This is a genomic window from Pseudomonas japonica, assembly GCF_013522925.1.
Taxonomy (GTDB): Bacteria; Pseudomonadota; Gammaproteobacteria; order Pseudomonadales; family Pseudomonadaceae; genus Aquipseudomonas; species Aquipseudomonas japonica_A.
The window spans coordinates 405,718-427,220 of record NZ_JAAMQU010000001.1 but is presented as its reverse complement, the minus strand read 5'-3'; the positions used below and the strand labels follow the sequence as shown (position 1 = coordinate 427,220).

The window sequence follows — 21,503 nt, the reverse complement described above, 5'->3', positions numbered from 1 at the left end:
CGATGGGCGGGTTTGTCCTGAGGATTCTAATCCATACCCCAAAAAGCAAAACCCCGGATATGGAAATCCGGGGTTTTGTGTGCCGAGCGGTGCGATATCAGCTGTTCTGGCGGATACCAGCAATAAGCCAAGGCTGGTTTTCGCCTTGCTGGCGTTCCATGTTCCAGCTCTCGCTGAACGCTTCACCCTTGTCGAAGCGGGAGTCCTTCGATACGCCCGTGAAGGTCAGGGTTGCAATCGTACGGTCTGCACGGTCATCCACACCGTCCAGTTGCACCGAGAGGTCATCGATATACGTGGACTGGTAGCCCTCGCCCAGCGAAGCACGCTCCTGACGAAGGAACTGCAGCATTTGAGGGGTCACGTATTCCGAGATCTTGTCCATCTCGTTGGCGTCCCAGTGTTGCTGCAGCGACAGGAAGTGTTCCCGTGCCGCGCCCAGGAAGCTTTGCTCGTTGAACCACGCCGGTGCCTGAATCACAGGCCGTGCTGACGCACCGGCACCGGCACTGGCGCCGAAGGGCGAGCCAGGCTGAGCCATCGGTTGAGCTTCACGCTGATAGGCCGGATGGCCAGCCATTGCCATCTGCGGTTGCTGCTGCTTGCGGCGACGCGAGGCAATGAAGCGGAAGATCACGAACGCCACCAGTGCGAGGAGGAGGAAGTCCAGGAACTGGAACCCTTCGAACCCGTCACCCATGAACATCGAGGCCAGCAAACCGCCGGCGGCGATACCGGCCAACGGGCCGAGCCAGCGCGAAGCGCCGCTAGGCGCACCAGGTGCCCGCCCGGGTTGTGCCGGGGTGGTAGCCGATGGCTGGGACGGCGCGGCCTGGCGTGTTTGATGGCTAGGCGCGGCGCCAAAAGACTTGCCGCCACCGAAACGTTTGGCGGCGTTGGCGTCCAGGCTCAGCGTGAGGCTGAGGCAAAGCGCCATGGCGATGCTGAGAAATCGTTGCATGAAGGCATTCCCATCTTTAATGGATATAGCGCGAGCCATGTTGCACGGCAGGAGGGGGTATAGCCAGCGAGAGATTGTTTCCGGCTTTTACGGAAGTTTCCTACAGGCTTTGGCCCCTCTATGTAGGAGAGAGGCCAGGCTGCGGGAAGTTTCCTTCCCGCGCACAGGATTATTCCAGCGGTACCAGTTTGGCGTAGCCCAGCATCAGCCACTTGCTGCCTTCGGCGAAGTTCACCTGAACCCGAGCCTGAGCGCCTGCACCCTCGAAATTGAGAATCACGCCTTCGCCGAACACCGCGTGCTGGACCCGCTGGCCCAGGTTGAACACGGTATCGGGGATACCAGCCTGGCCGAAGATACTGCCGATATTGGGCTTGGCCGCACCGCCGAAGGGGCGGCTTACGCTGTTGGACAAGCGCACTTCCTTGAGCAGGTTGGCCGGGATTTCCCGCACGAAGCGCGACACCTTGTTGTAGGTTTCGCTGCCATACAGCCGGCGAGTTTCGGCGTAAGTCATCACCAGCTGCTGCATGGCGCGGGTGATACCCACGTAGGCCAGGCGTCGCTCCTCTTCAAGGCGGCCAGGTTCTTCCAGGCTCATCTTGTGGGGGAACAGCCCTTCCTCCATGCCCACGAGGAACACGAAGGGGAATTCCAGGCCCTTGGCACTGTGCAGCGTCATCAGCTGGATGCTGTCCTCGTGCTCGTCGGCCTGCGTATCACCGGCTTCGAGCGAGGCGTGCCCCAGGAAGGCCGCCAGCGGGCTAAGGTCTTCCTCGCCCTCGGCGTTTTCAAAGTTGCGGGCAGCGCTTACCAGTTCCTCAAGGTTTTCCACCCGGGCCTGGCCTTTTTCGCCTTTCTCTTCCTGGTGGTAAACAATAAGGCCGGCATGCTCGATAACCGTCTGGGTCATCACGTGCAGCGGCATGGTTTCAGTGCGTGCGGCAAGGTCTTCGATAAGGTCCATGAAAGCCTGCAGGGCATTCGCAGCGCGGCCTGTAAGGCCTTTGTTCGCTACCAACTGCCGCATGGCCTCCCACATCGACACTTCGGCCTGGCGGGAATGTTGTCGAATGGCCTCGAGGGTTTTCTCGCCTATGCCCCGTGGCGGTACATTGATCACGCGCTCCAGCGCGGCGTCATTGCCACGGCCATCGAGCAAGCGCAGGTACGCCATGGCGTTCTTGATTTCGGCGCGCTCGAAGAATCGCTGCCCACCATAGATGCGATAGGGAATGCGCTCCCTCAGCAAGGCCTCTTCAAGCACCCGGGACTGGGCGTTGGAGCGGTAGAGAATGGCAATCTCGCTGCGGGCGAGGCCGGTCTTGAGTGCGCTTTCGATGGTTTCTACAACATAACGGGCTTCGTCATGCTCGTTATAGGCGGCATAGAGGCTGATCGGCTCACCGTCGCTGCCGTCCGTCCACAGCTCCTTGCCCAGGCGCCCACTGTTGTTGGCGATCAGTGCGTTGGCTGCGTTCAGGATACCGGCGGTGGAGCGGTAATTCTGCTCCAGGCGGATCAGCTCGGCATCGGGGAAGTCAGTGGTGTACTGGCGGATGTTTTCGATGCGCGCACCCCGCCAGCCATAGATCGACTGGTCGTCGTCGCCTACTACCATGAGGCTTTGCCCGCCCTTGGCCAACAGGCGAAGCCAGGCATATTGCACCGCGTTGGTGTCCTGGAATTCATCTACCAACACGTGGCGGAAGCGCCGCTGGTAATGCTCCAGCAAGCTGGCGTTGTCGCGCCACAGGTCCAATGCCCGCAGTAACAGCTCGGAAAAGTCGATAACCCCGGCACGCTCGCAGGCGGCTTCATACGCTTCGTAGATGCTGCGCATGGTGGCCAGGAACAGGTCACCCTTGGGTTGAATATGCTGCGGCCTCAAGCCTTCGTCTTTCTGGCCATTGATGAACCACTGAGCCTGCCGTGCAGGCCATTTCTGGTCATCCAGCCCCAGCTCGCGAATCACCCGCTTCACCAGGCGCTGCTGATCGTCACCATCCAGGATCTGGAAATTCTGGTTCAGTTTGGCTTCTTGCCAGTGGGCACGCAGCAGCCGGTGGGCCAGCCCGTGGAAAGTGCCTACCCACATGCCGGCCGGGCTTATGCCCATCAGCTGTTCGATGCGGTGACGCATCTCGGCCGCCGCCTTGTTGGTAAACGTCACGGCCAACAGGGAGTGGGGCGAGGCATGCTCCACCTGCATCAGCCAGGCGATGCGGTGCACCAGCACGCGTGTTTTGCCAGAGCCAGCGCCGGCGAGAACCAACTGACGGCCAACAGAGGCGGCGACCGCCTGGCGTTGGGCATCGTTGAGCGAATTGAGCAAAAGAGAGAGGTCGTCATGCATGACGGCATTCTAGGGTGCGCGGACATGGCTGAGCAAACACCGCTTACGACCGGTGGGCCGTCGGCCGGTCAACCGCCAGCAGGGCGAGCCTTCGCCTAGATAGAGGGCCATTGGCCATTGGCTGCAATCGGTGAAATCTTGTGTATGCTGCCAGCATCCTTCAGGTCCGAACAAGAACAACGCTTATGGCCCTTGAAAACCGCTCTCCAGGGCGGGCCGTGCCTGCGCGGCAGGTGGCCGAAAACGACTTTTCGGCCAGCCTCACGGTAGAACGCACCCGCTTGCTGTACCAGGGATCACTGGTGCCTACGCTCTTGATGTTACTCACTGGGCTGGTGTGCTCCTGGATCCTCTGGTCGCCCGGGCATCATGTGCTGGTAAGTGCATGGCTCGGCTGGCTGATGAGCCTGGTGACCCTGCGGGTCATTCAGGTGGCTGCGTTCGATGCCTCTATGCCCAACCGGCAGGCAGCGCCCATCTGGCGCCGGATGTTCTTGCTTGGGTCTGCGGCCAGTGGCCTGACGCTGGCCGGGGCCGCCATTCTGCTGGCACCCTTCGACAGCTTCCTGCAACAGGCATGGATCTTCGGCCTGCTCGGTGCCGCGGCGCTGTCGGCAAGCATCGCTTATGCCGTCAGTTTTACTGCCTTTCTCAGCTTCGCCGTGCCATGCCTTGCGCCCCCGGTGATCTGGCTGTTCATGGTGGGCGGGGTACACCAGCGCGGCTGGGCCTGGTTAGGCCTGATGCTGTTGGCCTCGCTTTGCGTAGTCGCCTGGCAGGTGAACCGGCTGATAGAGCGCAGCCTGCTTCGTCGGTTTCAGAATCAGGCACTGATCGCCAACCTGAGGGAAGAGCAAGCTGTCATTACCCGGCTTAACCGGGAAATGACCGAAGAAATGGAACGACGCCGCGCTGCCGAGCAGGAGCTGCGTGCGATCCAGGCCCATCTTGAAGAACATGTGGCCCGCCGAAGCCAGCAACTCGACCAGGCAAACCAGGCGTTGAGCAAGAGCCAGGCGCGCTTGGCGCTGGCCTTGGAAGCCAGCGAACTGGGCTTATGGGACTGGGACTTGCGCACCGATGAGGTGTTGCATACCGAACTGGAGCGGTTGTTTGGCATCGCGCAGCAAGATGTGCCGATATTGCTCAAGCATTTGCGCCCGCGATTGCACCCCGACGATGTGCCAATACTCAAGCGCACCCTGATCGCTCACCTCAAGGGGCGAACGGAGGACTACCGCGTTGAATACCGTATACGGCATAACGACGGCCGTTGGCTTTGGGTAGAAGACCGCGGCCGTGCGGTCGAGCGCACGCCAGGGGGGCGCGTATTGCGCATGCTGGGTACGCGACGGGATATCACCCGGTTGCGTGAACAGGAGGAACAACAGCGCTTGGCGGCGACCGTATTCGAAGCCATGAGCGAGGGGATTGTGGTGCTCGATCCAGAGTTTGTGGTGCTGGCCATCAACCAGGCCTTCACCTGCATTACCGGGTATCACGCTCCGGCTTGCGTCGGCCAGCTATTGCTGGAGTTGCCCTGCAGCCGGGACCTGCGGCGCCAGTTCCCACAGATTCACCAGGCATTGCTGGAGCGAGGTGGCTGGCAAGGCGAGGTGGTCGAGGCCCGCCAGAACGGCGAGCTGTATCCGCAATGGTTGCAGGTAAGCGCTGTGCTCGATGAGCAAGGTGCCCTCAGCCGTGTGGTTGTGTTCTGCTCCGACCTCACCTCCAGGCGTGCTTCCGAAGAGCGCCTGCATTACCTTTCCTATCACGACGAACTCACTGGCCTGGGCAACCGAGGGCTGTTCCGGCAGCGATTGCACGATGCCTGCCAGCGGCTCAGGCATAACGGCCGCAGCCTGGCGCTGCTGCACATTGACCTGGACCGATTCAAGCTGCTCAACGACAGCTTCGGGCACGATGCGGCCGACCAGGTGCTGCGTCAGATCGCCAAGCGGATCGGCGCTGCGTTACCGGAAGCCGACACCGTGGCAAGGCTGGCAGGGGACGAGTTTGCGGTGTTGTTCGACGCCTACACCAGCTTGTCGAGCCTTATACGCGTCACAACACGTCTGCTGGAAAAGATCCGCGCCCCGGTGCGCCTGGATGGTCACGAACTCACCCTTACGGCCTCTATCGGTATCAGCCTGTTGCCGGATACGGCACGTGAAGGCCCGATCCTGTTGAATCAAGCGGATATGGCCCTGCAGCAGGCGAAGCGCCTGGGCGGGGATCGCTTTCACTTCTTTACCGAGCCGATGCAGGCCGATGCCCATGACCGCCTGCAGTTGGAGCACCAGTTGCGCCGTGCGCTGGCATTGAATCAATTGGAGGTGTTCTACCAGCCCAAGCTGAACCTGAGCACCGAAGCGCTGGGCGGTGTAGAGGCACTGGTACGCTGGCGTCATCCCCAGCGAGGGCTTATAGGCCCAAGCGCGTTCATCGAACTGGCAGAGGAAACGGGCCTGATCACGGCCATAGGCGAGTTTGTATTACGGACCGCTTGCCGTCAGGCCCGCGAATGGCAGCGCCACGGTCTGGGCGACTTGAGGGTTTCGGTGAACCTATCCGGGCAGCAGTTACGCTACGGGAACCTTGTAAGCCTGATCCGCCAGGTGTTGGCTGAAAGCGGGCTGGCGCCTACGCTACTCGAACTCGAATTGACAGAAAGCCAGTGGCTGGACAATGTCAGTGCCATTCATGCCACCTTCGCCCAGCTGAGGCAGCTTGGGGTCAAGCTGGCCATTGATGATTTTGGCACCGGTTATTCCGCCCTCAGTTATCTCAAACGCCTGCCCGTGGACTTTGTGAAGCTTGATCAGGCGTTTGTGCGCGAACTGGAAGATAGCAGTGCCGACGCCACCATCACTCAAGCGGTGATCACCATGGCCCATGGGCTTGGCTTGAAGGTGACCGCCGAGGGCGTCGAAACGGCGGGCCAGCTGCGCGTGCTCAAAGGGCAGGGCTGCGATGAAGTGCAAGGCTATCTGATTGGCCGACCGGTACCGGCCGTGGAGTTCCAACAATGGCTCGCCGTGCGTGGCAACGAGGGCGTTCCCCTTGTTTGACTGGGCCTGCGACCACCCATGTAGTATAACTACAAAAAACCGTGGCCCAGCCCGACACCAAATGAGTCCTCTCTCTTGAACCTTCTGCAACACATTGCCCAATCCCGCCATCTGCTGCGCAAGTCGGAGCTGAAGGTTGCCGATCACGTGCTTCTCGACCCGGCGGCCGTCATGCATAGCTCCATGGCAGACCTGGCCCACAACGTGGGCATCAGCGAGCCGACCATCGTGCGGTTCTGCCGGGCCATTGGCTGCACAGGGTTCCAGGACCTCAAGCTCAAGCTGGCTCAAAGCCTGGCTGCGGGGGCGAGCTTCGGCCAGTTCGCAATTCACGAAGACGATTCGGTCGCCGATTTCAGCCTGAAGATCTTCGATACCACGCTGCACACCCTGATGGAGGTCCGCGAGCACCTGGACGCCCAGGCCCTGCAGCGAGCGGTGACGGCCATGGCACAGGCGCGGCGGGTCGAGTTTTACGGGTTTGGGGCATCCGGCGCGGTAGCGGCCGATGCTCAGCACAAGTTCTTCCGACTCCTGCTTACCGCTGCGGCGTATTCGGACCCGCACATGCAGGCCATGTCGGCGGTGACCTTGCAGCCTGGCGATGTTGCAGTGTGCATTTCCCAGTCGGGCCGGTCGAAAGACCTGCTGATCACCGCCAACCTGGTTCGCGAAACCGGTGCCTCGCTGATTACGCTCTGCCCGAGCCAAACCCCGCTGGCCGAGCTGTCTACGGTCAATCTGGCGATCGATGTGCACGAGGATACCGAGATCTACACTCCGCTCACCTCGCGCATCGCACACCTGGTGGTTATCGATGTATTGGCCATGGGTGTGGCCATGGCTCGTGGCCCAACGCTGGTGAATCACCTCAAGAGTGTGAAGCGCAGCTTGCGCAGCCTTCGCTTGTCGCCCAAGTCGATCAAGCACCCTGACGAATAGCCGTTGTAACCTCGACGTCACTCGCCTGCCGTCAAAACTTAACGCACCACCGCCATGCTGTAGCTCCCTTGAACCGATAGGAGAGGCATCATGGCGCGTTCCTATGAAGGCTCCACCAATAGCAAGACCCGCCGCCAGGAAGAAGACGCACGGCGGATGGCGTTTCGCCGTGCCATTGAAAGCCGCATCGACGAGCGACGTCTACTGGCCGACACCCTCGATTACCCTGAGCTGTACGCCTGGAAAGCCGGCGTCATGGACAATGCACAAAGCGTTCAGCCAAGCTACTGAGCTGCGCGCGCTCCTCTCGGATAAACGCCAGGAATGCCGCAGCCACGGGTGACGGGCGCCTGGCTTTCGCCCGTACCAGGCACCAGCTTCGCCGCAAGGGCAGCTCGGCCACAGCCAATTCTCGTAGCGCCCCACTGCGCAGCTCACCGATCACCGCATGGCGGCTCAACAGCGCTACCCCAAGGCCCGCTACCACGGCTTCTTTCTGGGCTTCGGCCGACCCTACTTCCAGTGTCTGGCCAAAATGCACCCGCTTTTCCTTCAGGAACACCTCGCAAGCCATGCGTGTTCCCGAGCCCGCTTCGCGGATGAGCAACGGCCATGGCTCGAGCGCCTGAAGGCGCAACTCCCTTTCTTGAGCCAGCGGATGGCCGACAGGTGCAACGGCAATGATGTCATTGGTAAGAAACGGCAGGAACTCAAGGTCCATGTCCTGGGGCACCATGGACATGATCAGCAGGTCATCGCGATTGTCGGATAACCGCCGCAACGCCTGCGCACGGTTGACTACGCTTAGTACAAGGCTCACTTCCGGATGCTTTCGCTTGAAGGCTGCGAACAAGTGGGGAAGGAAATATTTGGCGCTGGATTCTACTGCCAGCTTCAGTTGGCCCTGCAGCGAACCTTGAAGGTCGGAGAGCTGCATGTCGAAGCTTTCCAGCCGGCCGAAGATGTCCCGGCTCGCACCTTGTAGTGCTTCAGCGGCCTCGGTGAGGTAAAGCTTCTTGCCTACGTAATCAAACAAAGGCTGGCCGATCACTTCCTCCAGCTGGCGGATCTGCAGACTCACTGCTGGCTGAGTGAGCGACATTTCCTCGGCTGCTCGGCTGAAAGACCGAAGGTCACACACTTCATTGAATACCCGGAGCTGGCGCAGGGTGATTCGCATCAGGGATTTACGCACGCGTCGCTCCGAAGCCCAGCAAAGCGTTAACTATAAGCTTTCCCTGATGGGTGGCCCAACAAACTCTAATTATTATTTATCGTTGCTGCCGGTTAGGGTGAAAAGGTGCCTGCTCAAGCCGTGAGGCATTGCGTGCCGCCCATGCTGGACGAGGGAAACAACGTGATAAAAAAGATCCTCATCGCTAACCGAGGCGAGATTGCAGTTCGTATCGTGCGCGCTTGCGCCGAAATGGGCATTCGCTCGGTTGCGATTTACTCCGACGCCGATCGCCATGCGTTACATGTGAAGCGGGCAGACGAGGCTCACAACATTGGTGCCGAGCCCTTGGCGGGCTATCTCAACCCGCGCAAGCTGGTGAACCTGGCAGTGGAGACGGGTTGTGACGCCTTGCACCCCGGGTATGGCTTTCTGTCCGAAAACGCAGAGCTCGCCGAAATCTGTGCCCAGCGTGGGGTGAAATTCATCGGGCCCTCGGCTGATGTGATCCGCCGTATGGGTGACAAGACCGAAGCCCGCCGCACCATGATTGCCGCCGGGGTGCCGGTTACACCGGGTACCGAAGGCAACGTGGCGGACATTGCCGAAGCCCTGCGCGAGGGTGACCGGATCGGTTACCCGGTAATGCTCAAGGCAACGTCAGGCGGTGGCGGGCGTGGCATTCGCCGTTGCAACAGCCGTGAGGAGCTCGAGCAGGCGTTTCCGCGGGTGATCTCAGAGGCCACCAAGGCGTTTGGCTCGGCTGAAGTGTTTCTCGAAAAATGCATCGTCAATCCCAAGCACATCGAAGCCCAGGTGCTCGGTGACAGCAGCGGCAACGTGGTGCACCTGTTCGAGCGCGATTGTTCGATACAGCGGCGCAACCAGAAGCTGATCGAAATTGCTCCCAGCCCCCAGCTCACCCCGGAGCAGCGCGCCTACATTGGCGACCTCGCCGTGCGCGCGGCCAAGGCGGTCAATTACGAGAATGCGGGTACTGTGGAGTTTCTGCTCGCCGAGGGCGAGGTGTACTTCATGGAGATGAACACCCGGGTACAGGTGGAGCACACCATTACCGAAGAAATTACCGGGCTGGACATCGTTCGGGAGCAGATTCGCATCGCCTCCGGGCTACCGTTGTCGGTGAAGCAAGAAGATATCCAGCACCGCGGTTTCGCCTTGCAGTTCCGGATCAACGCCGAAGATCCGAAGAACAACTTCCTGCCGAGCTTCGGCAAGATCACCCGGTATTACGCGCCTGGTGGACCAGGCGTACGCACCGATACGGCTATTTATACGGGCTACACCATTCCGCCTTTCTACGACTCCATGTGCCTGAAGCTGGTGGTGTGGGCGCTCACCTGGGAAGAAGCCCTTGACCGTGGGCTGCGCGCCCTTGATGACATGCGCGTGCAAGGTGTGAAAACCACGGCGGCGTATTACCAAGAGATTTTGCGTAACGCGGAATTCCGCAGCGGGCAGTTCAATACCAGCTTCGTGGAAAGCCACCCGGAGCTCACGCACTACTCGATCAAGCGTAAACCCGAAGAGTTGGCCCTGGCCATCGCCGCCGCCATCGCCGCCCACGCCGGGCTATGAATCGTAGCGGCAAGCGGCAAGTTTAACGCTACAAGTCAGAGCACATCGGCTTTCACTTGCAGCTTACGGCTTGAAGCTTGCGGCCCAAGGAGCTTTTGAGATGCCCAAGAAGATCTTCGTTACCGACACCGTGCTACGCGATGCTCATCAGTCCCTGCTGGCTACCCGCATGCGTACCGAAGACATGCTGCCGATCTGCGACAAACTCGACAAGGTCGGGTACTGGTCGCTGGAAGTCTGGGGTGGTGCCACCTTCGACGCCTGTGTACGCTTCCTCAAGGAAGACCCTTGGGAGCGCCTGCGCCAGCTGCGCGCAGCCCTGCCTAACACGCGCCTGCAAATGTTGTTGCGCGGCCAGAACCTGCTGGGCTACCGCCACTACAGCGACGACGTGGTGCAAGCTTTCGTCGCTCGCGCCGCCAGCAATGGTATCGACGTATTCCGTATCTTCGATGCGATGAACGACATTCGAAACCTGCGCGTTGCCATCGAGGCCGTGAAAAGCGCTGGCAAACACGCCCAAGGCACCATCGCCTACACCACCAGCCCCGTGCATACGGTGCAGGCGTTCGTGGAGCAGGCCAAACAGATGGAAGCCATGGGGTGCGACTCCGTCGCCATCAAGGACATGGCCGGGCTGCTTACCCCGCACGCCACGGGTGAACTGGTACGGGCATTGAAGGCCGAGCAAAGCCTGCCCGTGTTCATTCATTCCCACGACACCGCCGGGCTGGCGGCGATGTGTCAGCTCAAGGCCGTGGAAAACGGCGCTGACCATATCGACACCGCGATTTCGAGCCTTGCCTGGGGTACCAGCCATCCGGGTACCGAATCCATGGTAGCCGCGCTGAAGGGCACCGAATACGACACCGGCCTGGACCTGGAGCTGCTTCAGGAGATCGGCCTGTATTTCTATGCCGTGCGCAAGAAGTACCACCAGTTCGAAAGCGAATTCACTTCGGTGGATACGCGTGTGCAAGTGAACCAGGTGCCTGGCGGCATGATTTCCAACCTGGCGAACCAGCTCAAGGAGCAGGGCGCACTCAACCGCATGAACGAGGTGTTGGCCGAAATCCCGCGGGTTCGCGAAGACCTGGGTTTCCCTCCGTTGGTAACCCCGACCTCACAGATCGTAGGTACCCAGGCGTTCTTCAACGTGCTGGCAGGAGAGCGCTACAAAACCATTACCAATGAAGTGAAGCTGTACCTTCAGGGGGGCTATGGCAAGGCGCCAGGTACTGTCAGTGAAACCTTGCGCCGGCAGGCCATTGGCAGCGAAGACGTGATTGACGTTCGCCCCGCTGACTTGCTCAAGCCTGAAATGGATAAGCTGCGCGGTGATATCGGCGAGGTAGCGCAGAGTGAAGAAGACGTGCTCACCTTCGCCATGTTCCCGGACATCGGCCGCAAGTTCCTAGAGGAACGCAACGCCGGCACCCTCAAACCCGAAGCCCTCCTGCCCGTGCCGGAAGCCGGCGCGGTGGCTTCCGTGCAGGGCGAGGGTGTACCGACCGAGTTCGTCATCGATGTGCATGGCGAAACTTACCGCGTCGACATCACCGGTGTAGGCGTGAAGGCTGAAGGCAAGCGTCACTTCTACCTGAGCATTGATGGCATGCCTGAGGAAGTGGTGTTCGAGCCGCTCAACGAGTTCGTCGGTAGCGGCATCGGCAAGCGCAAACAGGCCAGCGCCCCGGGCGATGTAACCACCACCATGCCGGGAAATATCGTGGAGGTACTGGTCAAGGAAGGCGACCAGGTGAAGGCGGGGCAAGCGGTGATGATCACTGAAGCCATGAAGATGGAAACCGAAATTCAGGCGCCCATCGCCGGCACGGTAAAGACCATTCATGTCGCCAAGGGTGATCGCGTTACCCCTGGCGAAGTATTGATCGAGATCGAAGGCTGAATCGAGACGGTTAACCTCTGGGGGCTTCGGCCCCCTTTTTTTGTCAGCCGTCTACCAGGCTTTACCCACGCAGCGCTTCCAGGGTTTTCACCTGCTTGCCATCCTGGAAGTTCTCCGGCGCCAGCCAGGCCCGGAAGGCCTCTTCAGCGGCGGGCCATTGTGAGTCCAGCATGGAGAACCAGGCGGTGTCGCGGTTGTGGTTCTTCACCACCATATGCTGGCGGAATACTCCCTCTGGCGTGAACCCGAAGCGGGCAGCCGCGCGGCGCGACCGTTCGTTGCGGTTGTCGCATTTCCATTCAACCCGACGGTACCCTGCGGCGAATACTTGCCGCGCCAGCAGGTAGATCGCTTCGGTGCCCTTGGGGGTGCGCTGCATGGGAGCGCCGAACGCTACATGGCCGATTTCGATACGGCCATGGGCGGGGACGATGGACATCAGGCTCAATACGCCCTCGGCCTTGCCTGTGTGCTTGTCGACCACACAGAACCCCAGCGGATCGTTGCTGATGGCATAGCCGTCGAGCCAGATGTCGAAGGTTTCTCGGTTATTGAAAGGGCCGTACGGGAGGAAGTCCCAGAACAGCGGGTCGGCTTCGGGGCCCTGCAACACTTCCCACAGGTCTTCGCTGTGGCGCGCGGGCACCAACTTTTCGAGGCGGATGTATTCCCCTTCGATGGTTTCAGCGACCGGTGCCTTCACCGGTTTCCAGATCATTGCGGGGGTTACCATGACGGCTCCTAAAGGGGTTTGCGGAATTGAATAAAGCCCGGCCGCTCCGCGATACGTTCGTACAAGGCGATGGCGGTGGCGTTGGTTTCGTGGGTCAGCCAGTGAACCTTGGTACAGCCGGCGCCCCTGGCCTGGGCATAGACGTGCTCGATCAATTGGCGGCCAACTCCAAGGCCGCGCTGGCTCTCGTCGACGATTAGATCCTGCAAGTAGCAAGAGTTCTCGATCGTCCAGCAGGAGCGGTGAAAGATCCAATGCACCATGCCTACCGCCTGCCCATCGCACCAGGCGAGCGCTGCGTTGATGGGTTCATTTGGCTCAAGTATCCGCTGCCAGGTCACTTCGGTGACGGCGTGCGGAATGTCCACACCATAGAAAGCCTGGTAAGCCTTCCACAGCGGTAGCCAGTGGCCTTGATCGTGTGCCTGAACGGAGCGGATTTCAATAGCCTTCATGGGGTATCTCTTGTTGGTTGAACGATAGGGTACGCGCCCATGGCGCTTGCCAGGGCTCGATCACTCGAGTGCGTACTGGCCGCCAGCGCGTCTCTTACCCCTTGTACGTCGGCTGCGCTTCGGTTCTGGCTGAGCTTTCGCTTGCCCTCAATGTGCTCGATCGCAATGGAAAAGCCGACGATAGCGGTGAGCATCTTCTGGATGTAAGCCGGGGGGGCATCGCTGATCGACCAAGGCTCGGCGCGCTGCGCCTCATGCCGCTGGGTGAGCGCTTCAACCACGGCATGCAACTGTTCGGGGTCATGGAAGATGAATGGCGTGCCGCGTACCTGCACGGAGATGTAATTCCAGGTAGGCACCACGCTGGGGTTATCTGCCTTGCTGGGATAGAACCCCGGGCTTACATAGGCATCCGGGCCGCTGAACACCACGAGCGCAGGCGTACCTGCGGCGAGGTCGTGCCATTGCGGGTTGGCTTTGGCCAAGTGCCCTTGCAATACGGCCTGATCCCCCTCGCGCTTGAGCAACAGCGGTACATGGCTGGCTTGCAGGCCTTCGCTGCCGTGGGTAATCAGCAGCGCCAGGCCGCAGTCACTGATCTGCGCCAGCAAGCGGTCTACGTCTGAATCCCTGAACGCAGTAGGGTTGTACATGGCGGTTTCCTCGGAAGGGACATGCGCTATGCTACGTATCCTATTGGCCCGCTATAAGATCCATTAACTGCAATATTCAAGGGTCCAATCCACGTGAACTCTCCCTTACCCTTCGATCCCTGCGGCCTTGAATTCATCAAAGGTCAGGGCCTGGTTCGCCAGTTATATGAGCAGCTGCGTGAGCGAGTGCTCGATGGGCGTTTGAGCGGTGGCGTTCGCTTACCGGCGAGCCGAGACCTTGCAAGGGTATTGGGGCTATCCCGAAACACTGTAATGCGCGCCTATGAACAGCTAACGGTTGAGGGGTTCACCGAAGCCCGCGTGGGTGACGGCACGTATGTGACTGTCACCCCAACGGCAAAGCAAAACAGTTCGTCGCCAGCGCGTTCATCCACAGAGTTATCAACAGGAAATGCCCCTAGGTTAACCACAGGTTTATCCACAGGAACTACTGTATTTGCATCCAGTGGCGCACCGCTTACGTCGGCATTTTCCTTGGCATTGGCCGATGGCCTGGCAATGCCAAAAAAGGGGCCGCCACGTGCGTTTCAAGTAGGCATTCCTGCATTCGACCTATTTCCTTTTGAGGTTTGGGGCAAGCTTTACAGCGCCTTTTGGCGCAACCCCGACCTCAGTGCCTTCACCTATCAAGACCCCGCAGGGGAAGAGGCGCTGCGCGACCGAGTCGCTGCTTATCTACGCAGTTCCCGCGGCTTGAGTTGTACTGCTGATCAGATAGTAATCACCTGTGGAGCGCAGCAAGGGATAAGCCTTTGTGCACAGCTGCTTCTGGAGCCAGGAGATTACGCTGCGGTGGAGAACCCGGGTTACCGGGCAGCGGGCCATGCGCTAGCCAGTGCCGGAGCACACCTCGTAGGTATTAATGTGGACAGTGAGGGTTTGAGTGCGCAGGCGCTGAACCAGGCGCCACCCTGCAAAGTGGCTTATGTAACTCCCGCCCACCAGTACCCGACCGGAGTGACCATGAGCCTGCCGCGACGCTTGCAGCTGCTGGAATGGGCGCGGCGAACCGGCGGCTGGATCATTGAAGACGATTATGACGGTGAGTATCGCTACAGCGGTGCACCCTTGGCCCCGTTGGCTGCGCTGGACCCCGACGGCAGGGTCATTTACGTAGGTACATTCGGCAAGGTCGCATTCCCCGCGCTACGGCTGGGGTACCTTGTTCTACCTCCTGGGCTGGCGCTTGCATTCGCCAGGCGTCGCGCCGTGGATATCCGGCATTCCGAAGTGGCTAGCCAGTGGGTAATGACGCAGTTCATCCTCCGGGGGCACTTTCAAAGGCACATCCGCCGGATGCGCAAGGCAGCGCTTGGCCGACGCAATGCGCTATTAAGCGCGTGGCCCCCGTGTATTCCAGGCTGCAGCCCCATGCCGGCAGTCAGCGCGGGGCTGCATGTGAAAGTGGACGTGAGCACGGCTGATCGAGAAGCCGAACTGGTGCAGTTGGCAGCTGATGCGGCTGTAGATATCCAGCCGTTGTCCAGCTACTGGTTGCCCAGCTCCGACACGCCTGTGGATAAGCGCGCCGGGCTGGTGCTGGGTTTTGCAGGTATCAATGAACACGCTATCCGCGCAGCGGTGTCCCGGCTGAAAACAGCTTGGCGAATATAACCCTGGCTTGCCGCGCTCGGGCGGCACGCCAGAAAGCGATCAACTGCCCGATTTGATGCGTGTCCAGGAACGCGTACGCAGGCGCTCGCCTTCTCGGTCCATCGGTTTGAGGGTATACAACTTGGCCATCGCTTCCTCGGTCGGGTAGAGATTAGGGTTGGCCCTGATGGCCGGGTCAACCTTGTCTGTGGCGTCCTTGTTGGGGTTCGGATAGCCCACGAAATCGCTGATCGGTGCGATCACTTCAGGGCGCAGCAAGTAGTTGATGAAGGCATGCGCGTCTGTGGGGTTGGCGGCGTCCGCCGGTATTGCCAGCATGTCGAACCAGATAGGGGCACCTTCCTTCGGCAGGCGCATGTCCACTTTTACGCCGTTCTTGGCTTCCTTGGCACGGTTGGCCGCTTGGGAAAAACTGCCTGAGTAGCCGACGGCGACGCAAATGTCCCCGTTCGCCATATCTGCCATGTACTTGGAGGAGTGGAAATAGGTGATGTAAGGCTTGAGCTTCACCATCAATGCCTCGGCCTTCTTGTAGTCCTCCGCTTTGCTGCTGTTGGGGTCCAGGCCAAGGTGCTGCAAGGCCAGCGGCATGATCTCGGAGGGGGAATCCAGGAAGGCAACGCCGCACCCATGCAGCTTTTTGAGGTTGGCTTCGTTGAACACCAGGTCCCAACTATCCACCGGCGCATTATCGCCCAGTGCAGCCTTCACCTTGTCCGGGTTGAAGCCGATCAGGATCGTTCCATACATGTAAGGCACAGCGTATTTATTGCCCGGGTCATTGGCCTCGAGCAACTTCATCAGCTTGGGGTCCAGGTGCTGCCAGTTGCTCAACTTCGAGCGATCCAGCGGTTGGAATACACCTGCCTGGATCTGCTTGGCCAGGAACACATTGGACGGAACGACCAAGTCGTAGCCGGACTTGCCCGCCAGCAACTTGGCTTCCAGCGCTTCGTTGGTGTCGAAGATGTCGTAGACCAGTTTCACACTGGCGTCTTTCTGGAAGTTGGTCAGCGTTTCGGGGGTGATGTAATCGAACCAGTTGTACACCTTCAATGTACGAGGCTCATCGGCCTGGGCCTGGCTCATCAGGCCAAGGGCGCATAGCGCGGGCAACAGCAGTCGCTTGAATGGGGTCATTATCGAGCTTCCTTGATGGCGCGTTCAAAACCTTCCAGCACGTTCACTGCGTTGATGCCAATTTCCTCGACGGCGTACCCGCCTTCCATCACAAACAGCGTAGGCCTGCCCAGGCGGGCGATGCGCTCGCCCATCAACAGATAGTCAGGGCTATCGAGCTTGAACTGAGAGATCGGGTCTTCCTTGAAGGTATCTACACCGAGCGATACCACCACTACGTCTGCGTCATAGCCATCAATTTCTCCACAGGCTTGATCCAGCGCAGCGGCCCAGTCATTCCATCCGCTGCCAGCCGGCAACGGGTAGTTGAAGTTGAGCCCTTCGCCAGCGCCTTCCCCGGTTTCGTCGGCGTAACCGAGGAAGAAGGGAAATTCCGCTGTTGGATCGCCATGGATCGATGCGAACAGCACATCGCTGCGCTCATAGAAAATGGATTGGGTACCGTTGCCGTGGTGGTAATCCACATCGAGGATCGCCACACGCGCCCGGCCTTGATCCAGAAACGCCTGTGCAGCAATAGCCGCATTGTTCAGGTAGCAATAACCGCCCATGAGCTCGGCGGCGGCATGGTGCCCCGGCGGCCGGCACAGCGAAAACGCGCTATGGCCGCCTTGTTGGATATCGGCGACGCCACTCAAGGCGACTTGGGCGGCGCTATAGGCGGCCTGCCAGGTACCGGCGGTAATGGGGGCGCCGCCATCGAAACTGTAGTACCCCAGCTCGCCGTGCAGGCTGGTGGGTTTTACCTGCCGCAGGGTGCGCGCCGGCCAGGTATAGGGCAGCAGGTCGCCGTCCTCGCCCATTGTGGCCCACCGGTCCCAGGCGCCTTTGAAGAACGCGAGATACGCTTCGCTGTGTATTCGCTGCAACGGTGCCATCCCGAAGTCTTCGGGGGGCAGTACCTCGCCTAACTGCTGATGTTGTACACGGGCCAGCACGTGGTCGGCGCGTGAAGGCATCTCGAAGCAGGGCATCAGCTTTCCGTCGATCAGTTCACACCGACCATGGTGCAAACGATGATCATCCGAATAGTAAGTACGCATATTGTTGTTCTCCGCAGGCTGTTTACCGTGCCCCATTCTTGAACCGGGCGCAGGGCGGCGGGAACGGCAGGAGTGGCCAAAAGGGGATAAATGTGGCCACGGAGGGTGTCCATATTTCGCCCCTCCATAGGGCGGCGCGCACCATTCAGGCGCGGAATGCACTTGGAGAAACGCCACTCCAGCGGATGAAGGCGTGGCGAAAGCTCGCGGTTTCGCTGAACCCTAACTGTTCTGCGATCCGGTATACGGGAAGTCGCGCTTCTACCAGCAGATGTTTCGCCTGCTCGAAACGCAGGTCGTCGAGCAGGTCCTGGTAACTGCTGCCAACATCCTGCAGGCGGCGGCGGAGCGTGCGCCCTGAGCACTTCATCTGCCGTGCCAGCCCTTCCAGCCCAGGCGGCGCGTGCAGTTGCCGGGCAAGCGCCTGGCGGATGCGCCCCAGCCAGGCCTGGCGGCCGGTAAATTCTGAATTCTGCCGTCGACAGCGCTCTGCCATGGCACCGTGGGTAACCGCGTCGGCCAAGGGCAAAGGCTTGGCCAGCCATTCACGTTCGAAAGCAAAGGCGTTGTCTGTACACCCGAAGCGTAGCGGGCAATTGAACGCTTGCTGGTAATCATCAGCGTAGTGGGGCAGGGCGTGGCTGAAGCGGGCCTCTTTCAGGGGAAGCGGTTGGCCGAGCACGTCATTGCAGATCACCCGTAGCGAGGCCATGCACAGTTCAGCGTTGAAGATCGCCAGCGCGGGGCGGTCGGTGTAGTTCGAGGCGCGCAGCCACACCAGGTCACCGTCTTCCTCCAGGCGTAACTCGAACAGCGTTCCGAGTAACGCGGGGTAGCGCAGCGCAAATGTCAGGGCGTCACCGAAAGTGGCACTTAGTAGCAGGGCGTAACCCAGCATGCCGTAGGATGACACGTGCATTCGGGCTCCCAACTCCAGCCCGATGTTGTCCCGCAGGCCATAGGCGTTGGCGCAGACCTGCATCTCCTGTGCGGTGGTGATGTGCAGGTCGGGCCGTGCCAGGTCGGCTTCTTCGATACCGCTTCCCGAGAGCAGTGCTGGCGTGCCGATGCCCTCGGCGCGGAAGGCATCCAGGATCAGCGATACGGCGTTTAGCGTGGTGAGGTGACTGTGCAGCATGTGGGCGCCTCCAGAGTTGCCGGAGGCGTGCAAGCTTCGCGCCTGCGGGGTGAGCCCTGCTTCAGCGGCGCAGGCCGGTCAGCTCACCGCAAAGGTCCACTTCAAGCAGGCAGGCCACGTCGTCGGCTTCCAGGCCAATGCCCAGCAGGCCATGTAACTTGCCGAAGGCAGCTTCCCGGGTCATCCCGCCACCGGCGACAACGCCGGCGTTGCGCAATCGGCTACCGGCTTCATACACATCGAATACCACACCGCCTTGCTGGCATTGAGTGACCGCCACCATCACCACGCCCTGATCCCGAGCCTCGCGTAACGCACTGAGGAAAGCTGCATCATCGCCTGGGCCGGTGCCGCTGCCATAGCATTCCAGCACCAGGCCCTGCACGCCGGTCGCTACCAGCGCGCTTATCCACGCCGGATCGAACCCAGGCACCAGGGGCAAGGCGGCTACGCGAGCCAAGGCCTTGGGCTGTTGATAATGCAGTTGTGCTGGCAACTTACCGGCAACCGCTGCGCTGTGGTCCCGGTGCAACGGCGAGAACGCGTCGCGCCCGCTGCTGCGTACCTTGGCGCACCGCGTCGGGAGCATCGACTGGCCATGGAAGTGCAGCCATACCCCAGGCTCCATGCCTTGGGTCAACAGGCCGAGAGCACCTTCCAGGTTTTCCCAGGCGTCGCTGTCGGCCACGCCAGCAGGCAGCATCGAGCCTGTGAACACAACCGGCGCCGGCAAGCCGATCAGCTGAAAGCTCAAGGCCGCTGCGCTGTACGCCAACGTGTCGGTGCCATGCAGCACCAGCACGGCGTCGCAGCCGTCGCTGTCCACGGCTTGGCGAATTGCCTCTCGCAGCTGTTGCCAGTAAGCAGGGGACATATTGGCGCTGTCGATCAGCGGCTGCATTTCCTGGAACGACCAGGCCGCAGTCTGCAGCCCGGACGCGTCCAGCCGAGCCTGCATCCGTGCCTCGAAGCCGCCCGCAGGCGCCAGGCCGATGGCCGTGGCCTGCATACCGATGGTACCGCCGGTATAGAGCACGCGAATGTGGGAAGCAGGCTGGGCAGGGCTCATGGGTCAGCTCCGGTTGGTCTCGTGTGGTTGGCTGGTCACGGGCCAGGCGCGTGTGTCCAGGTCAAGGTCGGCGTACTGGCGCGCATCGAACACCGGCGTTTTTATACCGGCGGCGCGTTGTGCATCGTAGTCACGCAGCAAGCGCAGGCCAACCTTGAACAGCAGGAACAAGGCAGTAAGGTTCACCAACGCCAACAGCGTCATGGTGAGGTCGGCAAAGGCGAATACCGTTTCCAGGTTTTCGATTGCGCCCCATACCACCAGGGCGAGCACGATCACGCGGTAAACGAAGATCATCTTCTTGCCGCCGCCCAGGAAGCGCAGGTTGTTCTCACCCAGGTAGTAGTTGTAAAGCATCGACGTGAACACGAACAACGCCAGGGCTACGCTGATGAATACCTTGCCCCAGGGACCTACCACTGCCGCCAGCGAGTCCTGCGCCAGCACGATACCGTTGCCGTCGAATGCAGTGCCGTACACCCCGGACAGCAGAATGAGCAAAGCCGTGCAGGTGCAGATCACGAAGGTGTCGAGGAACACGCTGAAGGCCTGCACTACACCCTGCGCAACCGGGTGGCGCACTTCAGCCACGGCAGCCACGTTGGGGGCGCTGCCAAGGCCGGCTTCGTTGGCGAATACACCGCGTTTTACGCCCAGCACGATCGCGCTGCCCACCAGCCCGCCAAACACCTGATCGATACCCAGCGCGCTCTTCACGATGGTCGCGAGCATGAGCGGCACCTGATCGAATTGCAGCACGATCACGTAAACGGTTACGGCAATGTAGGCCAGGGTTTTCACTGGCACCAAAAGGTCCGCGACCTTGGCGATACGCTTGATGCCGCCCACGAATACCAGGCCCATCAGCACGGCCAGCGCCAGCCCGGAGTACTTCACGTCAAAGCCAAAGGCATCGTTGAGTGAGGTGGTGACCGCGTGAGACTGCAAGCCATTGAAGGCGAAGCCGAAGGTGAGCAGTAACAGCGCGGCCATGACCATGCCCAGCCAGCGCTTGCCCAGCCCATGCTGGATATAAAAGGACGGGCCGCCGCGGTATTGGCCTTCGTCGTCGCAACGCTTGTACAGCTGGGCGAGGGAGCATTCGAAGAAGCTGCTGGCCATGCCCACCAGCGCCGTTACCCACATCCAGAACACCGCGCCGGGGCCACCCAGCGTAACCGCCACGCCCACGCCAGCGATGTTGCCGGCGCCTACCCGGCCGGCAAGGCTGAGCATCAGCGCCTGGAAAGAGCTGAGTTGGCTGGAGCTGCTGCGCAGGCTGTCAGCGAATACGCTGAACATATGGGGAAAATGGCGCAACTGAACGAAGCGCGAACGTAGTGTGAAGTAGCCGCCCAGCCCGACGATCAGCACGATCAGCACTTTGCCGGACAGGAAGTCATTAAGGACCCCGAGCATATTGTTTCCTCGTGTTGGCAGCCGGGTAGCGAAACGCCACACCGACGAAAAAGGGGCGCACTATACCCGCCAATAGCGTGATCGTCTGCCCAGCCTTGGTGCAAAGCTGACGTTCGGGCATTGAAAACATAGGCAAAAGCCTGAAAAACGGGCAAAAAAAGAGCCCCGTTTCGGGGCTCGCAAAAGGTGAGAGGTGTCTAGTCCCT

The 21,503-nt window shown here is 60.5% G+C and carries 17 protein-coding genes; 6 read left to right on the top strand and 11 right to left on the bottom strand.

Features of this window, described 5'->3' with window-relative positions:
* Nucleotides 1-97: 97 nt before the first annotated feature.
* Both G7016_RS02010 and uvrD read right to left on the bottom strand, forming a co-directional pair.
* A complete protein-coding gene (locus G7016_RS02010; RefSeq protein ID WP_181111155.1) occupies nucleotides 98-961 on the bottom strand; it encodes a Tim44 domain-containing protein in 864 nt (287 codons plus the stop codon).
* A gap of 169 nt (nucleotides 962-1,130) precedes the next feature.
* Nucleotides 1,131-3,317, bottom strand: coding sequence for a DNA helicase II (gene uvrD, locus G7016_RS02005; RefSeq protein ID WP_181111154.1), 2,187 nt, complete (start codon nucleotides 3,315-3,317; stop codon nucleotides 1,131-1,133).
* Between the two features lie 185 nt (nucleotides 3,318-3,502).
* Here uvrD and G7016_RS02000 point away from each other — a divergent pair, with 185 nt between their 5' ends.
* From G7016_RS02000 to G7016_RS01990, 3 genes are all read left to right on the top strand, one after another.
* Nucleotides 3,503-6,388, top strand: a complete 2,886-nt coding sequence (locus tag G7016_RS02000) for an EAL domain-containing protein (RefSeq protein WP_181111153.1) — start codon at nucleotides 3,503-3,505, stop codon at nucleotides 6,386-6,388.
* Nucleotides 6,389-6,463: 75 nt separating this feature from the next.
* Complete coding sequence (hexR, locus tag G7016_RS01995) at nucleotides 6,464-7,330, top strand: transcriptional regulator HexR (RefSeq protein ID WP_181111152.1); 867 nt, start codon at nucleotides 6,464-6,466, stop codon at nucleotides 7,328-7,330.
* 90 nt (nucleotides 7,331-7,420) lie between these two features.
* Complete coding sequence (locus tag G7016_RS01990; protein WP_181111151.1) at nucleotides 7,421-7,621, top strand: PA3496 family putative envelope integrity protein; 201 nt, start codon at nucleotides 7,421-7,423, stop codon at nucleotides 7,619-7,621.
* Here the strand turns inward: G7016_RS01990 and G7016_RS01985 are convergent.
* Nucleotides 7,584-8,525: a LysR family transcriptional regulator gene (locus tag G7016_RS01985; RefSeq protein ID WP_181111150.1), complete on the bottom strand. Its 942-nt coding sequence runs from the start codon at nucleotides 8,523-8,525 to the stop codon at nucleotides 7,584-7,586. The genes G7016_RS01990 and G7016_RS01985 overlap by 38 nt on opposite strands.
* 162 nt (nucleotides 8,526-8,687) lie before the next feature.
* Here G7016_RS01985 and G7016_RS01980 point away from each other — a divergent pair, with 162 nt between their 5' ends.
* Both G7016_RS01980 and oadA read left to right on the top strand, forming a co-directional pair.
* Nucleotides 8,688-10,103 carry an acetyl-CoA carboxylase biotin carboxylase subunit gene (locus tag G7016_RS01980; protein WP_181111290.1) on the top strand — a complete coding sequence of 472 codons (1,416 nt, stop codon included), beginning with the start codon at nucleotides 8,688-8,690 and terminating at the stop codon, nucleotides 10,101-10,103.
* A 100-nt stretch (nucleotides 10,104-10,203) separates the two neighbouring features.
* On the top strand, nucleotides 10,204-12,012 hold the full coding sequence (gene oadA, locus G7016_RS01975; protein ID WP_181111149.1) for a sodium-extruding oxaloacetate decarboxylase subunit alpha: 1,809 nt from the start codon (nucleotides 10,204-10,206) through the stop codon (nucleotides 12,010-12,012).
* Between the two features lie 61 nt (nucleotides 12,013-12,073).
* On the opposite strand, the gene G7016_RS01970 is transcribed toward oadA, so the two are convergent.
* From G7016_RS01970 to G7016_RS01960, 3 genes are read right to left on the bottom strand one after another with little or no spacing between them, the layout of a single operon-like run.
* Nucleotides 12,074-12,745: a GNAT family N-acetyltransferase gene (locus tag G7016_RS01970; protein ID WP_181111148.1), complete on the bottom strand. Its 672-nt coding sequence runs from the start codon at nucleotides 12,743-12,745 to the stop codon at nucleotides 12,074-12,076.
* Between the two features lie 8 nt (nucleotides 12,746-12,753).
* Nucleotides 12,754-13,200: a GNAT family N-acetyltransferase gene (locus tag G7016_RS01965; protein ID WP_181111147.1), complete on the bottom strand. Its 447-nt coding sequence runs from the start codon at nucleotides 13,198-13,200 to the stop codon at nucleotides 12,754-12,756.
* On the bottom strand, nucleotides 13,197-13,853 hold the full coding sequence (locus G7016_RS01960; RefSeq protein WP_181111146.1) for an FMN-binding negative transcriptional regulator: 657 nt from the start codon (nucleotides 13,851-13,853) through the stop codon (nucleotides 13,197-13,199). Before G7016_RS01960 ends, G7016_RS01965 begins: the two co-directional genes overlap by 4 nt.
* A 93-nt stretch (nucleotides 13,854-13,946) precedes the next feature.
* Here G7016_RS01960 and pdxR point away from each other — a divergent pair, with 93 nt between their 5' ends.
* Nucleotides 13,947-15,488, top strand: coding sequence for a MocR-like pyridoxine biosynthesis transcription factor PdxR (gene pdxR / locus G7016_RS01955; RefSeq protein WP_181111145.1), 1,542 nt, complete (start codon nucleotides 13,947-13,949; stop codon nucleotides 15,486-15,488).
* Between the two features lie 39 nt (nucleotides 15,489-15,527).
* On the opposite strand, the gene G7016_RS01950 is transcribed toward pdxR, so the two are convergent.
* The 5 genes from G7016_RS01950 to G7016_RS01930 form a co-directional block, all read right to left on the bottom strand.
* Nucleotides 15,528-16,628 (bottom strand): polyamine ABC transporter substrate-binding protein, encoded by a 1,101-nt coding sequence (locus G7016_RS01950; RefSeq protein ID WP_181111144.1) that lies wholly within the window; start codon nucleotides 16,626-16,628, stop codon nucleotides 15,528-15,530.
* Nucleotides 16,628-17,671 carry a histone deacetylase family protein gene (locus G7016_RS01945; RefSeq protein WP_181111143.1) on the bottom strand — a complete coding sequence of 348 codons (1,044 nt, stop codon included), beginning with the start codon at nucleotides 17,669-17,671 and terminating at the stop codon, nucleotides 16,628-16,630. The genes G7016_RS01950 and G7016_RS01945 overlap by 1 nt, the downstream gene beginning before the upstream one ends.
* Before the next feature lie 145 nt (nucleotides 17,672-17,816).
* On the bottom strand, nucleotides 17,817-18,809 hold the full coding sequence (locus G7016_RS01940) for an AraC family transcriptional regulator (protein ID WP_181111142.1): 993 nt from the start codon (nucleotides 18,807-18,809) through the stop codon (nucleotides 17,817-17,819).
* A 61-nt stretch (nucleotides 18,810-18,870) separates the two neighbouring features.
* On the bottom strand, nucleotides 18,871-19,878 hold the full coding sequence (locus G7016_RS01935) for an asparaginase (protein ID WP_181111141.1): 1,008 nt from the start codon (nucleotides 19,876-19,878) through the stop codon (nucleotides 18,871-18,873).
* 3 nt (nucleotides 19,879-19,881) lie between these two features.
* Nucleotides 19,882-21,297 carry an alanine/glycine:cation symporter family protein gene (locus G7016_RS01930; RefSeq protein ID WP_181111140.1) on the bottom strand — a complete coding sequence of 472 codons (1,416 nt, stop codon included), beginning with the start codon at nucleotides 21,295-21,297 and terminating at the stop codon, nucleotides 19,882-19,884.
* Nucleotides 21,298-21,503: the final 206 nt, after the last annotated feature.